This is a genomic window from Longimicrobium sp. (assembly GCF_036387355.1).
In the GTDB taxonomy this organism is placed as follows: Bacteria; Gemmatimonadota; Gemmatimonadetes; order Longimicrobiales; family Longimicrobiaceae; genus Longimicrobium.
Genome location: NZ_DASVTX010000406.1, coordinates 1 through 14431, shown reverse-complemented (window position 1 = coordinate 14431; position 14431 = coordinate 1). Strand labels below are relative to the sequence as shown.

19 protein-coding genes are annotated in these 14431 nt (G+C 68.3%); 17 read left to right on the top strand and 2 right to left on the bottom strand.

Features of this window, described 5'->3' with window-relative positions; translation table 11 throughout:
- Positions 1–143 precede the first annotated feature (143 nt).
- A complete protein-coding gene (locus tag VF665_RS17900; RefSeq protein WP_331054816.1) occupies positions 144–1172 on the bottom strand; it encodes an LLM class flavin-dependent oxidoreductase in 1029 nt (342 codons plus the stop codon).
- 197 nt (positions 1173–1369) lie between these two features.
- On the opposite strand from VF665_RS17900, the gene VF665_RS17895 reads away from it, so the two are divergent.
- The 6 genes from VF665_RS17895 (at position 1370) to VF665_RS17870 (ending at position 6952) form a co-directional block, all read left to right on the top strand.
- Positions 1370–1912 (top strand): tRNA (cytidine(34)-2'-O)-methyltransferase, encoded by a 543-nt coding sequence (locus tag VF665_RS17895; protein ID WP_331054815.1) that lies wholly within the window; start codon positions 1370–1372, stop codon positions 1910–1912.
- A 260-nt stretch (positions 1913–2172) separates the two neighbouring features.
- The gene (locus VF665_RS17890; RefSeq protein WP_331054814.1) at positions 2173–3411 is read left to right on the top strand and encodes an acetyl-CoA C-acetyltransferase; all 1239 of its coding nucleotides are present in this window, start codon (positions 2173–2175) and stop codon (positions 3409–3411) included.
- 103 nt (positions 3412–3514) lie between these two features.
- Positions 3515–4429 (top strand): hypothetical protein, encoded by a 915-nt coding sequence (locus VF665_RS17885; protein ID WP_331054813.1) that lies wholly within the window; start codon positions 3515–3517, stop codon positions 4427–4429.
- A 5-nt stretch (positions 4430–4434) separates the two neighbouring features.
- Positions 4435–5241, top strand: coding sequence for a hypothetical protein (locus VF665_RS17880; protein WP_331054812.1), 807 nt, complete (start codon positions 4435–4437; stop codon positions 5239–5241).
- A 68-nt stretch (positions 5242–5309) separates the two neighbouring features.
- The gene (locus VF665_RS17875; protein ID WP_331054811.1) at positions 5310–6194 is read left to right on the top strand and encodes a 3-hydroxybutyryl-CoA dehydrogenase; all 885 of its coding nucleotides are present in this window, start codon (positions 5310–5312) and stop codon (positions 6192–6194) included.
- 116 nt (positions 6195–6310) lie between these two features.
- Complete coding sequence (locus tag VF665_RS17870) at positions 6311–6952, top strand: DUF4062 domain-containing protein (protein ID WP_331054810.1); 642 nt, start codon at positions 6311–6313, stop codon at positions 6950–6952.
- A gap of 388 nt (positions 6953–7340) precedes the next feature.
- On the opposite strand, the gene VF665_RS17865 is transcribed toward VF665_RS17870, so the two are convergent.
- Positions 7341–7577, bottom strand: coding sequence for a hypothetical protein (locus tag VF665_RS17865; protein WP_331054809.1), 237 nt, complete (start codon positions 7575–7577; stop codon positions 7341–7343).
- A 111-nt stretch (positions 7578–7688) separates the two neighbouring features.
- Here VF665_RS17865 and VF665_RS17860 point away from each other — a divergent pair, with 111 nt between their 5' ends.
- From VF665_RS17860 to VF665_RS17810, 11 genes are all read left to right on the top strand, one after another.
- Complete coding sequence (locus tag VF665_RS17860; protein WP_331054808.1) at positions 7689–7931, top strand: helix-turn-helix transcriptional regulator; 243 nt, start codon at positions 7689–7691, stop codon at positions 7929–7931.
- Between the two features lie 111 nt (positions 7932–8042).
- On the top strand, positions 8043–8702 hold the full coding sequence (locus VF665_RS17855; RefSeq protein ID WP_331054807.1) for an NAD(P)H-binding protein: 660 nt from the start codon (positions 8043–8045) through the stop codon (positions 8700–8702).
- 136 nt (positions 8703–8838) lie between these two features.
- Complete coding sequence (locus VF665_RS17850; RefSeq protein WP_331054806.1) at positions 8839–9324, top strand: isoprenylcysteine carboxylmethyltransferase family protein; 486 nt, start codon at positions 8839–8841, stop codon at positions 9322–9324.
- A 34-nt stretch (positions 9325–9358) separates the two neighbouring features.
- Positions 9359–9775, top strand: coding sequence for a VOC family protein (locus VF665_RS17845; RefSeq protein WP_331054805.1), 417 nt, complete (start codon positions 9359–9361; stop codon positions 9773–9775).
- Positions 9776–9781: 6 nt separating this feature from the next.
- Complete coding sequence (locus VF665_RS17840) at positions 9782–10273, top strand: hypothetical protein (protein WP_331054804.1); 492 nt, start codon at positions 9782–9784, stop codon at positions 10271–10273.
- 89 nt (positions 10274–10362) lie between these two features.
- Positions 10363–10620, top strand: a complete 258-nt coding sequence (locus VF665_RS17835) for a hypothetical protein (RefSeq protein WP_331054803.1) — start codon at positions 10363–10365, stop codon at positions 10618–10620.
- A 163-nt stretch (positions 10621–10783) separates the two neighbouring features.
- On the top strand, positions 10784–11119 hold the full coding sequence (locus VF665_RS17830; protein WP_331054802.1) for a hypothetical protein: 336 nt from the start codon (positions 10784–10786) through the stop codon (positions 11117–11119).
- 358 nt (positions 11120–11477) lie between these two features.
- Positions 11478–12971, top strand: a complete 1494-nt coding sequence (locus VF665_RS17825; RefSeq protein ID WP_331054801.1) for a glycosyl hydrolase family 18 protein — start codon at positions 11478–11480, stop codon at positions 12969–12971.
- Between the two features lie 186 nt (positions 12972–13157).
- The gene (locus tag VF665_RS17820) at positions 13158–13451 is read left to right on the top strand and encodes a hypothetical protein (RefSeq protein WP_331054800.1); all 294 of its coding nucleotides are present in this window, start codon (positions 13158–13160) and stop codon (positions 13449–13451) included.
- Between the two features lie 132 nt (positions 13452–13583).
- Positions 13584–14111, top strand: a complete 528-nt coding sequence (locus VF665_RS17815) for a hypothetical protein (RefSeq protein WP_331054799.1) — start codon at positions 13584–13586, stop codon at positions 14109–14111.
- Positions 14108–14230: a hypothetical protein gene (locus VF665_RS17810; protein WP_331054798.1), complete on the top strand. Its 123-nt coding sequence runs from the start codon at positions 14108–14110 to the stop codon at positions 14228–14230. The genes VF665_RS17815 and VF665_RS17810 overlap by 4 nt, the downstream gene beginning before the upstream one ends.
- Positions 14231–14431 lie beyond the last annotated feature (201 nt).

Sequence of the window (14431 nt, the reverse complement as noted above, 5' to 3'; positions counted from 1 at the left end):
AGCGGCCACGATCGAGGCTTCAACCGCTTCCTGAGCGGCGGATTCATCCGCTCAGGGGAACTCGGCCGCCAACCACTCCGTCTGCCACCCGAATTTCTCAATCCGCAGCGACCGCCAACCACTCCGTCCCCCACGGATGTCCCTCAATCCGCCGCGATCGCCTCACTTCTGCTGAGCGACGCGCCCACGTCCGCGGCGATCTCGTACGAGCGCAGGCGCGCGGCATGGTCGTAGATCTGCGACGTGATCATCAGCTCGTCGGCGCCGGTGCGGGCGATGAACGCCTCCATGCTGGCGCGCACCGTCTCCGGCGCGCCGACGGCGGTGCAGGCGAGCACGTCGCTCAGCATCGCCCGCTCGAACGGGGCAAGCTGCTCCTCGTAGTTCTCCACCGGCGGCTGCAAAGGCGTGGGCCGGCCGCGGCGCAGGTTGGCGAACGCCTGCTGCATGGAGGTCATCAGAAAGCGCGCATGCTCGTCCGTCTCCGCGCCGAACACGTTGAACCCCAGCATCACGTACGGCCGGTCCAGCTGCGCGGAGGGCTGAAAGCGCTCGCGGTACACCTGGATCGCCTGCATCATCATCGCCGGCGCGAAGTGCGAGGCAAAGGCGTAGGGCAGCCCCAGCGCCGCGGCGAGCTGCGCGCCGTACAGGCTGCTCCCCAGGATCCACACCGGCACTTCTTCCCCCGCACCAGGGACGGCGCGCACCCGCTGCCCGGGCACCGGCTCGCGGAAGTACGCCATCAGCTCCTGCACGTCGTCGGGAAAGCTGTCCACGCCGCCCGGCGGAAGGGTGCGGCGCAGCGCGTGCGCGGTCACCTGGTCGCTCCCCGGCGCGCGGCCGAGGCCCAGGTCGATGCGGCCTGGAAAGAGCGCCGCCAACGTGCCGAACTGCTCCGCGATCATCAGCGGCGCGTGGTTGGGAAGCATGATGCCGCCCGCGCCCACGCGGATGGTGGAGGTTCCGCCCGCCACGTGCGCGATCAGGACGGACGTGGCCGCGCTGGCCACCCCCGGGATGTTGTGGTGCTCGGCCAGCCAGAAGCGGTGGTAGCCCCATCGCTCCGCGTGTTGTGCAAGGTCCAGCGAGTTGCGGAGCGCCTGCCCCGCCGTGCCGCCCTGCACGATGGGGGCAAGGTCCAGCACGGAAAGCGGAAATCGATCCTGCATCTGCGTCATCCAGCCTGTAGGTTGGCCCGTGGCCCGCTCTGGCCGCCCGGCCGCGGGTCGCGTACGCCCGCGCGAACCGCCTGATGCCGTCTGGTACACTGGTGCCGCCGGTCGGGTCGCGTAACATTCCGCCCCCAGGCATTCGCCGTCGTTCGTCCCGGTTGGAGGGACGCCACTCTTCCGTTTTCGACAATCCGATGGATGATCTGCCCTCGCGCATGGACGCGGGAGATGACGAGCCCCGAATGGATGGTGCCATCCTGCGCCCCTCGCGGCTGGACGTGGCGCTGTACGAGCCGGAGATCCCCGGCAACGCGGGCGGCGTGGCGCGGCTGTGCGGGGCTACGGGCTCGCCGCTGCACCTGATCGGGCGCCTGGGGTTCTCGTTCGATCATCCCAAGGCCAGGCGCGCGGTGATGGACTACTGGGGCAACGTGACGTCGCACCGGCACGTGGCCTGGGAGGACTTCGCCGAGGCGACCGCGGGCCGCCGCGTGTGGATGCTGACCACCCGCGCCGAGCGGACGTTGTGGGAGGCGGACTTTGCCCCGGACGACGTGCTCCTGTTCGGCCCCGAGTCGCGCGGGCTCCCCGCGCACCTGATCGAGGCCGACCCGGACCGCGCCATCCGCATTCCCATGCTGCCCACCGCGCGGTCGCTGAACCTGTCGACGGCGGTGGGGATTACGTTGTATGAGGCGCTGCGGCAGGTGGGGCAGGGAAGAGGGAATAGGGAATAGGGAATAGGGAATAGGGAATAGGGAATAGGTGAAGGAGCGGCGGGGCTGGGCGGCATCCACGCCTTCAGCCGTTCTGTCTCTGTGGCTCTGTGTCTCCGTTAGAGGCCCTGCGGTTGCCGTTCCTTCCCGGCCCGAATGGTGAGCCGCACTCACCGCCACGGCGGCGGATTTCGGCTTGACGGGCCGCGCTTTGGGGGGATATTCTGCCGGGCTTCCCATCCGGCGCGGTTCATCAAACGACGCACGAGGTCGATCCCACTATGGCAACGCAGGGCAAGGATACGGACATCGTCTTCCTCTCCGCCAAGCGGACGGGAATGGGCACCTTCGGCGGCTCGCTCAAGGACTTCAGCGCCACCGACCTGGGCACCTTTGCGGCCAAGGCCGCGCTGCAGGAAAGCGGCATTCCGGCCGAGGACGTGGGCCACGTGGTATTCGGCAACGCGCTGCAGACCAGCGCCGACGCCATCTACCTGGCGCGCCACATCGGCCTCAAGGCCGGCCTCCCCATCGACACCCCGGCGCTCACCCTGAACCGCCTGTGCGGCTCGGGATTTCAGGCCATCGTGAGCGGCGCCATGGAGATCATGCTGGGCGAGGCCGAAGTGGCGCTCTGCGGCGGCACCGAGAGCATGAGCCAGGCTCCGCACGTGATCCGCGGCGCGCGGTGGGGCGACCAGCGCCTGGGGCCCAGCGGCAAGTTCTACGAGGACCTGCTGTGGGAGGCGCTCACGGACCCGTTCGCCGGCTGCAGCATGGCCGTGACGGCGGAAAACCTGGCGGACCAGTACGGCATCACCCGCCAGCAGGTGGACGAGTACGCCTTCCGCTCGCAGCAGCTGGCCGGGCAGGCGTGCGAGCAGAAGCGCTTCGACGCCGAGATCACCCCCATCACCCTCAAGAGCCGCAAGGGTGAAACGCTGTTCGCCTGCGACGAGCACATGCGGCCCGAGACCACGATGGAGAGCCTGGCCAAGCTCAAGCCGTACTTCAAGGAAGGCGGCACGGTGACGGCCGGCAACGCCAGCGGCATCGGCGACGGCGGCGCGGCGGTGATGATGTCCAGCGAGGCGTACGCCCGCCGCAACGGCCTGCAGCCCATCGGCCGCCTGGTGTCGTGGGGCATCAGCGGGGTGGAGCCCAAGCACATGGGGATCGGCCCGGCGCCGGCCTCGCGCCTGGCGCTCAAGCGAGCGGGGATGGACGTGGGCCAGATGGATCTGGTGGAGGTGAACGAGGCGTTCGCGTCGCAGTTCTGCGCGGTGGAAAAGGAGCTGGGGCTGGACCGCGAGCGCACCAACGTGTCCGGCGGCGCCATCGCCATGAGCCACCCGCTGGGCATGAGCGGCGCGCGCATCACCGTGCACCTTCTGCACGAGCTTCGCCGCCAAGGCAAGCGCTACGGCCTGGGCACCGCCTGCATCGGCGGCGGGCAGGGGATCGCGCTGGTGGTGGAGGCGTTCCCCAGGGCCGCCGAGCAGGCCATCGCGGCGGATTGAGGGAGAGAAAAGAAGTGCCCAGGTTCAAGTGCCCAGTGCCCGGCACCGGCCACCTGATCCTGGGCACCGGGCACTTCTTTTCCGCACTGGGCACTGCCTTTCCATGACCGACGCGAGCGGATCGTCCGGCCCCCCGGGGCCTCCCGGCAGCGGAAACCTGCCGGCCCGCCGCCTCAGCTCGCAGGAGCTGGAGGCGGTGATCCGCCGCGCCGTGGAGATCCAGTCCGCCGCCGGCACCCCCGACGAGGGGATCACCGAGGGCGAGGTGCTGCGCATAGGGCAGGAGCTGGGGCTGGACCCGGTTTCCGTGCGCCGCGCCATCACCGACGTCCGTGGCCAGGCGCCCCCCGAGCGGGGGATGATGGTGCGCGCGATGGGCCCCGGCGTGATCCGCGCCGCGCGCACCGTGCGGCGCCCCGGCGCGGCGGTGGGGCTGCTGCTGGAAGAATATCTGCTCCGCTGCGAGTACATGCTGGTGCAGCGCCGCTTTCCCGACCGCACCCGCTACGTGCGCGGTACGGGCGTGGCCGCGGTGCTGGGGCGTGCGTCGCGCAAGTTCGGCGCGTCGCACGCGGCCATGGACCTGGCTCAGCTGGACGTGGCCATCTCCGCCCTGGACGCGGACAGCTGCCTGGTGGAGCTGACGGTGGATACGTCCGGCGTGCGCGCGGGGATGGCGGCCGGCGCGGCCACCATGGGCATCGGCGCAGGCGTGGGGATCACCGCGGCGGTGCTGGCCACGCCCATCATCGACCCGCTGGCCCTGCTCAGCCTTCCCGCCATGCTGGGGAGCTGGCTGGGGATGCGCGGCATCTACGGCGCCGTGCAGTCGTCCACGCAGGACAAGCTGGAGTCGTGTCTGGACCGCGTGGAGCACAACGAGCTCAATCTCCCCACGCCGCGGGGCGCGCGGGGTCCGGGCGGGCCCGGCGGGCCGGGGGGCGGCGGATTCACCCTGGGCGGCGGCGGATTCAACATCCGCCTGGGCGGCCCTCCCCGCGGACCCCAGGACCGGTGATGCCCATGACGCGTCTTCTGCCCCGCGCGGCGCTGCTGGCGTGCGCGCTTCCGCTCGCCTCGTGCGGGCGCGACGCGCGCGCGGCGGAGTCGCGCGACCAACCGTCCCGCGCGGAAATCCCGGTGGTGGCGGGCGCGGAGCTGGTCGCCGGGTTCTGGCGCGGCGGCGATGAATCGGTGGAACTGTTCGGCAACGGCACCGTGCTGCTGTACCGCTGGCCGGGGCGCGTGGTGGGCCGCTACCAGTTCGTGACGCCCGACCGCATGCTGATCGACTTTCCGTTCACGGGCACCGTGCCGGGCGACTACCGCGTGGCGCGCGAGCCCGACGTGCTGCGCCTGTGCGAAACGGACCGCCCGGAGCGCTGCATCCGGCTGGAGCGGGTGGAACGGACGGCGGAGGGCACGGTGGTGCGCGCGTCCGCCACGCCCTCGGGGCTGGCGCCCGCGCCGGACTTCAACGGTCCGCGGCCGCCGGAGATGCCGGTGTACGGCGAGGGCCCGCCGCGGCTGGCCACCCGGCCGTCGGTTCCGCCGCCGGAGGCGCGCGCGGCGGAGCCCGGGCCCATGCTCAAGCAGATTCGCACGCTCCAGGAGTCGTACCGGCTGGAATACGGGCGGTACGCCGCCACGCTGGATTCTCTGCCCGGCTGGGAGGTGCCGCGGCTGCGCTGGTACCACCCGCCCGTCCTGCGCTCGGCGGCGCCGGGCTGGATGTGCGTCGACATGCTGCCGCGCGACCGGGACCTGTGGCCCGTCCACATTCTCAACGACGGCCAGCCGGGCCGCGGAACGTGCGCGGAGCAGCGGTAGCGCTGGACTGAACGCAAACCCACCCCCCGTCCCGCGTTGGACGGGTCGTACCTTTCAAGGAGACCAGGATGGCGGAGATCAAGCGGGTCGGAGTGCTGGGCTGCGGGCTGATGGGGAGCGGAATCGCGCAGGTGTGCGCCGCGGCGGGATACGACACGCTGGTCCGCGAGGTCTCGGACGAGCTGTGCCAGCGGGGTATCGGCGGGATCGGCAAGCAGCTGGGCAAGGCGGTCGAGAAGGGCAAGATGGCCGCCGAAGACCGCGACGCCATCGTGGGCCGGCTGCGCGGGACCACGAAGCTGGAAGATCTGGCGGAGTGCGACATCATCATCGAGGCGGTGGTCGAGGACCTGACGCTCAAGAACGAGATGTGGCGCACGCTGGACGGCGTCTGCGGGCCGGACACCATCTTTGCCAGCAACACGTCGTCGCTCACCATCGCCGACATGGCGGCCGCGACCAAGCGCCCGGAGCGCATGGTGGGGCTGCACTTCTTCAACCCCGTGCCGGTGATGAAGCTGGTGGAGGTCGTAAAGACGATCGCCACCGACGCGCAGGTCTTCGACACCGCCTTCGAGTTCGCCAGGTCGCTGGGCAAGGAGCCCATCGTGTGCAAGGACAACTCGGGCTTCGTGGTGAACCTGCTGCTGGTGCCGTACATGATGGACGCCATCCGCTGCCTGGAGCAGGGCGTGGCCAGCATCGAGGACATCGACAAGGGGATGCGGCTGGGCACCGGCTACCCGATGGGCCCGTTCACCCTGAGCGACTTCGTGGGGCTGGATACGCTCGACAAGATCGGCGGGATCATGTTCGAGGAGTACAAGGAGAAGCGCTACGCCAGCCCGCCGCTGCTCAAGCGGATGATTTCGCTGGGCTACTACGGCCGGAAGAGCGGCAAGGGCTTCTACGACTACTCGGGCGCCGAGCCCGTGGTAATGAAGCTGGTCTGAGCGCGACTCCGCAACAGACCGGTCTTACGCAGAGCAGCAGAGAAGCAGAGGAAAGACGAGGGGCGCCGCGAGTTGCGGGCGCCCCTCTGCGATCCCGATTCTATGAGGATGTAGCCATGCAGCCCAAGTATCAGGTTTTCGTCAGCTCGACGTTTGAGGATCTCCGCACCGAGCGCGATCAAATAATCAAGGCAACTCTCGAGATGGGTCACATCCCAGTCGGGATGGAGATGTTTAGCGCAGCCGACGAAGAGCAATGGAAGGTTATCGCCCGCACGATAGACCAGAGCGACTATTATGTCGTTATCGTGGCTCACCGGTATGGATCGTTAGTTGGCAAAATCAGCTATACTGAAAGGGAGTACGACTACGCAATCCAGCAAGGCGTCCCCGTAATCGGGTTTGTGTTGGATGAAAATGCAGTGTGGCCTCCGAGATATATCGAAGATAGCGGCGCGATGCGGTCTGCACTGCAGGCCTTCAAAGCGAAGATTCGGAAGAAACCTGTAGGCTTTTGGACATCAGCCGAGGACTTGCATGGCCGCTTTTCGATTGCGTTGATGAAGCTGATCGTTACTAACCCACGACCTGGGTGGGTACGTTCGAGGAACGTACTTCCGTTGCCAGTTCTGGCTGACGTAGGAAGGCTGAGTAGCGAGAACGTCAATCTCCGGTCTCGACTAGAGCTACTCGAGTCTGGTACGGAAAGCGAGGACCCTGCCGGAGTAGCCGAAAACAATCCGATTGCTGGAAGCTGATCGCCATCCAGTGCGGATACGTTTTGACGGGGCGGATACTTGGACAAAAATACGATCGGATACGTTGTTGGATCTATTTGTGTATTATATGGCACCAGAGCTATACATTGGGGCCTCTACCGAGTATCTGGCTCATAGCATGGCGCAGCGTTTGGCGGGAACCGGTCCACGTGAGCTGAGCAACAAGTGGCCGATCGAATACGGAACAATCAGTTTGTGGTTAGAAGATCTTGCTCTTTTGCGCTTGGTAGAGCCCTCACGGCGGAAACATCCGCCTGCTGAGCCAAGCGAGTACTGGACCCTGACAGTCTTCGGGCGAGAGATGCATAGCCGTATCTACGACATCCTGCAGGATCGCGAGTGACTTCTCGCCAACGGATGCGATCGCTCAATCTCGCGCGTCGGCCCAAGCCCGTGCGATCTTGAACGCTTCCCGCAGGTCGCTCCCGAATTCCAAAACGGCTTCGGCCACCTGCGGGTCCATCGAGAGTTCTTCATCAGGCGCGTAGCGGGCCAGCTTGATCGTGGAGTTCGCGACCGCTTCGAACGCGCCGAACCGGTCCGCCAGCATCTCCAGCAGGCGCATCGGGGAAGGGAGTCGGGTCTGTTCGCCAATCGTGAGCATACGGCCTCCTCGGGAGTGGAAAGGCTCAGCGCATCCGCTTCCTAATACTATCGTCTCTGGTACAAAAGTACCAGCCCCGCGACTCTGGTCCGGTCTCTCACCACTGAGGTCATGGACAACTTCGAGCGGGTGCTGGGCAGGGTGATCGCCCAGAAACGAAAAAGCGCAGGCATCTCTCAGGAAGCGCTGGCAGTCCGGTGCAAGCTGCACCCCACGTACATCAGCCAACTGGAGCGGGGACTAAAGTCACCCACGATCCGCGTGCTGCGCCTGATCGCGGGAGCGCTCAGCACGCCAGCTTCGGCGCTGCTTCACGACGCGGAGAACGTGCAGGACCCCTTGCTGGAGCACTGACGCAGGTCGTGCGAAACCCGCTGAACGGCAACGGCGGTTCACGCCGGGGTGGCGGTGGAACGCGGGGGAAGGGCAGGGGAGTGTCGCGCGCGGCCAACTCGGGAGGCGGGGATGAAGGTTCTGGTGTTCGGGGCGACGGGCGGGGCGGGCGGGAGCGTGGTGCGGGCATGCGCCGCCTCGCCCGCGGTGGCGGAGGTGCGGGCGGTCGCGCGACGGCCGCTGGGGTTCGCGCACGACAAGCTGCGCGTTTCCGTCCACGGCGACTTTCTGGACTACGAGCCGATCGCGGACGCGTTCACGGGCGTGGACGCGTGCCTGTGGTGCCTCGGGATCTCCGCCACGCAGGTGCCGGACGAAGCGGCGTATCGCTTAATAACGCACGACTTTGCCGTCGCCGCCGCGCGGATGCTGGCGGAGCGCAGCCCGGGCGCGGCGTTCCACTACGTCAGCGGCCAGGGCGCGGGGTTGGACAGCAGGATGATGTGGGCGCGGGTCAAGGCGGAGACGGAGCGCGACCTGATGCGCGACTTCGGCGCGGTGTGCTGGCGCCCCGCGTTCATCGACGGCGAGGATTCGCCCAACGCGCCGCGCTTTCTGCAGGCGATGCGTCCCTTCTTTCGCGTGCTGCGCCCCTTTGCGGGACTGTACGTCGCGGGCCAGGACATCGGCCGCGCGATGATCCAGGCGACCGCGGAAGGGCAGCGCGCCCGCATCATCGGCAACCGCGAACTCCGCCAGATAGCCAGCCGCGCTCCGGCGTCCGCAGCCTGAGGCATTTCCTTCCACACAAACCACCGCCGCGGGGCAGGGTTACGCTTGTCCCCCACGCAGAGTGCGGCTACCCTTCCGGCAGCCGCGTGGCTGCGACGTCTCACGCGCCATCCGCACATTCCACTGAAACCACATGATGGATGAACCCGCGGCGCCGGCGAACCCCGGCGTCCGCTTTCCGCCGCTGCTGCTGTTCGTGGCGGGGCTGGTGGCCGGCTGGGCGCTGGACCGGTACGTGGTGCATCTGCCGCTACTGCCCGTGGGCGTGCAGCGGATCGCCGGTGTCGCCGGACCCGTGCTCGTGGTGGCGGGATTGGCGATCATCTTGTGGGGCGTGCTCACATTCCGGCGCGCGCGGACCGGCATCTATCCCACCCAGCCCGCCTCGCGGATCGTGTACGCCGGGCCGTACCGCTTCACCCGCAATCCCATGTACACGGGGATGCTGGCGGCCTACCTGGGCGGCATGCTCCTGGCCCGCACCGCGTGGCCGCTGCTGCTCCTTCCCGCCGTCCTTCTGCTGCTGCAGCACTTCGTCATCAGCCGCGAGGAGCGCTACCTGGAAGCCGAGTTCGGCGCGGAGTACCACGAGTACCGACAGCGCGTGCGCCGCTGGCTCTGATCCATCACCCAGTCCATCCCAGCAGGAATACGAGATGAAGATCCAGCTCAGCAGCATCATGGTGGATGACCAGCAGAAGGCGCTGCGGTTCTACACGGAAAAGCTCGGCTTCGTGGAGAAGCACAACATCCCCATGGGCGAGTTCAGCTGGATCACCCTCGTGTCGCCGGAGGCGCCCGACGGCGTGGAACTGGTGCTGGAGCCCAACAACAACCCCGCCGCGCTCGCGTTCACCTCGGCGCTACGCAAGCAGGGCACCCCGCTCACCGCCTTTCTGGTGGATGACGTGCACGCCGAATACGCGCGGCTGAAGAAGCTCGGCGTCGCATTCCGCGCCGAGCCCAAGGCGATGGGCCCCGTGACGGCCGCCGTGCTCGACGACACCTGCGGCAACTACATCCAGATCTACAGCCACAACGCCCCTGAGGGCGGCGGCGCCGCGGCGGACTGAGGCTCCGTGGGCCACTGCATCACCGCCATCATCCTGCTGGGCCCGTATGACCGCGACGCGGCTGCCCAGTTCGACCTGGCCGGCATCGATCTGGGGCAGGATCTGACGCTGTTTCACATCACGCACTACTTCACCGCCGTCTGGCAGAAGAAGCTGGGGATCGAGGGCGACCTGCCGGGCGCGTTTCCCCGCGAGCTCCTCTTTCCCACGGAGCGGGTGAGCGCCGTGCTGATGCGTCGGATCACGGGCCGCGAGCCGGTGTTCGCCCTGATTACCACGGACTACTTCGGCGGCATCGGCGATCAGTGGGCGCAGCTGTACCGGGGCGAGGAAGCGGCCGATCCGCCCATCACCGCCATCAGCCCCGCGCTGCGATGGCTGGGTGTGCAGGCCGATGAGGGACGGGACGAGTTCGACACGGTGGGCCTGGCCGGCATCCGCCAGGCGCCGGACTCGCTGGACCGCTACGTCGAGCTCGCGGAGGAGCTCGGGGTCTGAGCCGCCCGTGTGATCTCCGCGAAACCCCGCGCCGAACCAGCCGTACGGACGAGAGTGTCCGCCTTCTGGCGAACGGGGGAACCGTGGAGATGCTGATCTGGGCCGCCGGCATGATCGTTGGTGACGCCGTCCGTCCAGTTGGCGCCTGGCTGCTCCGGCCGTTGGGACGAGCGCTGCGGTCGAACGCCGGGTTCCTGGTGCTGGTCGTGGTGTGGATGTTTTCCGCGGGATGGTTCTGGCTGGCGTGGCAGGCCGCCGTGGCGGGGCAGCATGCGTGGGCACAGCCCGTGTTCATCACAACTCTGCTGTGCGCGCCCGCGCTGGCGATGCTCTCCTCGACGTGGTGATTTCACCGGCACACGTCTTTGCACCGGCGTGGTGCGGGATGCCGGACCTGAACCGCTACGCCGGGCGGTACAGCAAGCCGGGCGCCGGCGTACCACTCGTGAAGCCCCGCCCGGGGCCGGACGAACGGCAAGCAGGAAAGCGCACACCTGAAACGGAGGGGAAATGGAGATCCTGGCCGGGATCGCCCTGTGGCTGATCCTGGAAGTCATCGGCGCGATCTTCGGAGAGCCGCTGATGTGGCCCGCCGCATGGCTGTTCCGGCCGGTCACGAACCTGCTGCGGTCGTCCGCCGGAGGGTGGGTGCTGGCCGTCATCTGCCTGCTCTCGGCCGGGTGGTTCTGGCTGGGCTGGTACTATGAAATCCACGCCCGGAACGTGTGGGTGATCCGCGCCGCCGGTCTGTCCATGGCCGGCGCGGCAGTCCTTGCGCTTGCATCCGCCTTGATCTGGCTGGGCCGAAAGAGCGGATCGAGACGCCGCAGCGGGAGTGCGTACTGACACCTCCCGGACGGCCGGGCACGATCATCCGGTACCATCATTATCAACACAGCCCCGAACGCCTGCCGGCGGACGGGGCTGCTTCCTATCCATCGGAAAACGCCTGACGTGCACCGGGTCACCCGCCCCATGCGGCTTTCCCGCGCTCCCGCTTGAATTTGTCCGAGGCCCGCGCCGATCATCGGCCAAAAACAGCACCGCCCGCGGCAGGACAGGGCGCCGCAGATGAGGATGCAGTATCGTCCTCTGCGACTGGTGCAGTTGACCGATACGAAGATTGTGCGATTTTGATGATACTCGGGACGTCCGCCGCGGCCCCGCCGCGGTGGAGAACCTTCCCTCTCCAAGCACGCAGACGATGATCCAGAACCGCATGCGCTACACCGCCCGGCTGCTCGCCACCGGCCTTGCCCTTTCGCTCGGCATGGCCGCGTGCAGCGACGTGGCCGGCACCGGCGACGAACACAGCGTCGACACGGCCAAGGCGGCGCGCGCCACCGTACCCAGCGCCCCGCTGAACGTGGCCGCCACCGCCGGCGACGCGCGCGCCACCGTGACGTGGACCGCGCCCACCAGCAACGGGGGCAAGCCCATCAGCAGCTACCGCGTGACCGCCTCGCCCGGCGGCGCCACGCTGACCGTCACCGCGCCGGCGACGAGCGGCGTAGTGGCCGGGCTGATCAACGGCACGGCGTACACCTTCACCGTGGTGGCCATCAACTCCGTGGGGGCCAGCCCGGCCTCGGCGCCCTCCGCCCCGGTGACGCCGCAGGCCGCACCGCCGGTGCCCTCCGGCGGCAAGTGGGTGTCGGGCTACTACGTGGGCTACCAGCGCAGCCTGTATCCGCCCGAGGAAGTGGACTTCTCGCTGATGAGCCACATCATCGTGGGCCGCATTCTGCCCACGTCCAACGGCGGCGTGCTGACGCACTTCGACATCAACGACACCGAAGGGCCCGCGATGGCGCGCACCCTGAGCACGCGCGCGCACCAGGCCGGCAAGAAGGCCATCCTCATGCTGGGCGGCGAGGGCACGCACGCCGAGTTCGTGAGCGCCGCGTCGTCGTCCACGCGCGCCACGTTCGTGACGAACCTCGTCAACACGATGGACAACCTGGGCTACGACGGCATCGACGTGGACTGGGAGCCCATCAACGACGCCGACAAGCCCGCGCTGCTGGCGCTGCTGCAGGACCTGCGCGCCCGCCGGCCGGGGATGCTCATCACCATTCCGGTAGGCACGGTGAACAACAACTTCCCCGGCACGTACGACGCGTGGTACGCGCAGGCCGCGGCGGTGGTGGACCAGATGAACGTCATGAGCTACGCCATGTCGGGCAACTACTCGCAGTGGGAGATCTGGCACCACTCGCCGCTGAACGACGCGGCCACGTACCGCCCCACCTCGGTGAGCAGCACGGTGGCGCGCTACCTGAGCGTGGGCGTGCCGGCCGCCAAGCTGGGCATCGGCCTGGGCTTTTACGGATCGTGCTGGAAGAACGTCTACGAGCCGCGCACGCAGCAGACGTCCACCACGGCGTTCTCGGCGGGCGACAACACCATGAGCTACAGCAACATCATGTCGCTGTACCATGATCCCGCGGCGTACCGCTGGGACGCGGCGGCGGGGGTGCCGTACCTGACCTTCGCCACGGCCAAGGGCCCGCAGGGGTGCAACTTCATCTCGTACGAGAACGAGCAGTCCATTGCCGCCAAGGGTGAGTTTGCCCGCGGCAAGGGGCTGGGCGGCACCATCGTGTGGACCATCGGCCAGGGCCACATCTCCACCGCGCCGCTGGGCAGCCGCGACCCGCTGCTGGCCGCCGCGCGCCAGGCCTTCCTGCCGCAGTAGCCTCACGCGGCACCTGGGATGGGATGAACGGCGGGGCACGTGGATCACTCCACGTGCCCCGCTGTCTGATGCCCCCCCCAGCGCCGCTCGCGAAACCCCGGGGCAGACGACGGCGTACGGTCGGTCGCACGGCGGATGGCTTTCGAAGCACATCAGGCCCGGCGAAACCCTGCACGGAGATGCGTAATGATCGAGTACGCCGGGGAGATGGTGAACCTCGTGCGCCTGAGTTTCCTGGCGCGCGGCATTCCGGGGGCGATCCGGCGGCGCGTGCGTCCGCGGTACGGCGACCGGTACTCACCGGTCGTCTCCCGCCATCTGCGGATCGCGTCCGCGATGCTGCTTCTGGTGACCGCGGCCATCTGGTTCTTGCCCAGCGGCCAGCCCGAGGTGATCCGGTACGTGCTGGCGGGCGTCATGGCCGTGCCGACGGGCACGCTCTTCTGGTCGATGATCGTTCTCGGAGCCGCCCATCCCTGAAGAAGCGCCCCGCGGGCGGAGCTCTCAGAGTGTGCGTTTCGAGCGCTGAACTTCGGGCGCCCGGCCGGTGCGGAATGCGTGCGGGCTGGATATGTTTCCTCGAACAATCCGCAGCTGTCCCGGAGTGAGACCGTGAACCAGATGCCCGCGCCCCGCCCGAAGGATGAGTTGCCGCGACTGGGAGGGCGCCGCCGGGCCGTCGTTCTTGCCGCGACGGCGGTGGGGTACGTCGCGCTCCCTGCCGCGCTGTTCGGCGACCGGGTGGGGCTGCAGACCGGCGCGCGAGTCGCGGGGGCGGTCGTAGCCACTCTCGGCTTCGCCGCCATCATGGCCGCGCTGGCACCCCAGCGCCGCGCCCATGTGGAACGCACCGCGGGTGCACCTCCGGGTCCGCTGCGCGACATCGTACTCTTCATGCTTGTCGTCGCCGTTGGAGTCGTCCCGGTCTGGCACTTCTTGACAGGCATGCCGTGGGCGGTGGCGGTCGGCGGCGGCGCAGGCATGCTGGCGTACGGCGGCGTGTTCCACACCCTGGCCCGCATTCAGCGCCGAGGCATTTCGCCCTGGCTGCGCCCGGCGGGTTACGGCTTTGCGCTGGCGGGAGTTGCCGGCGGGCTCGTGTGGGCCGCGGTGGCGGGCGCCAGACCGGTCGAGGGGTGAGCCGCGGGCTGAGCTACGCGCTGGTCCACTACGGCTTCATCCGCATCGCCATGCGCTCGGCCAAGCGGGCGCTCGCCCGCAGCGCGGCCGTGCCCCCGTCCCGCGAGGACACGGCGTGAACCCACCCTCCGGCACACGCGGGAGTCCGCTGTTCACCGTGCAGGCCGGGTTGCGTGAGAGAGCGCGGATGAGGCCGGCTTCCCGTCTGCGCAGCGGCATGCTTCCGCGTATTCCCTTCCGCATTCCTCCCCCCGCATGCACCTCCTGAAAAGACGCATCCGCGCCCTGGCCCTGTGTGCGTGCGCCCTGCTGGCCTCGTG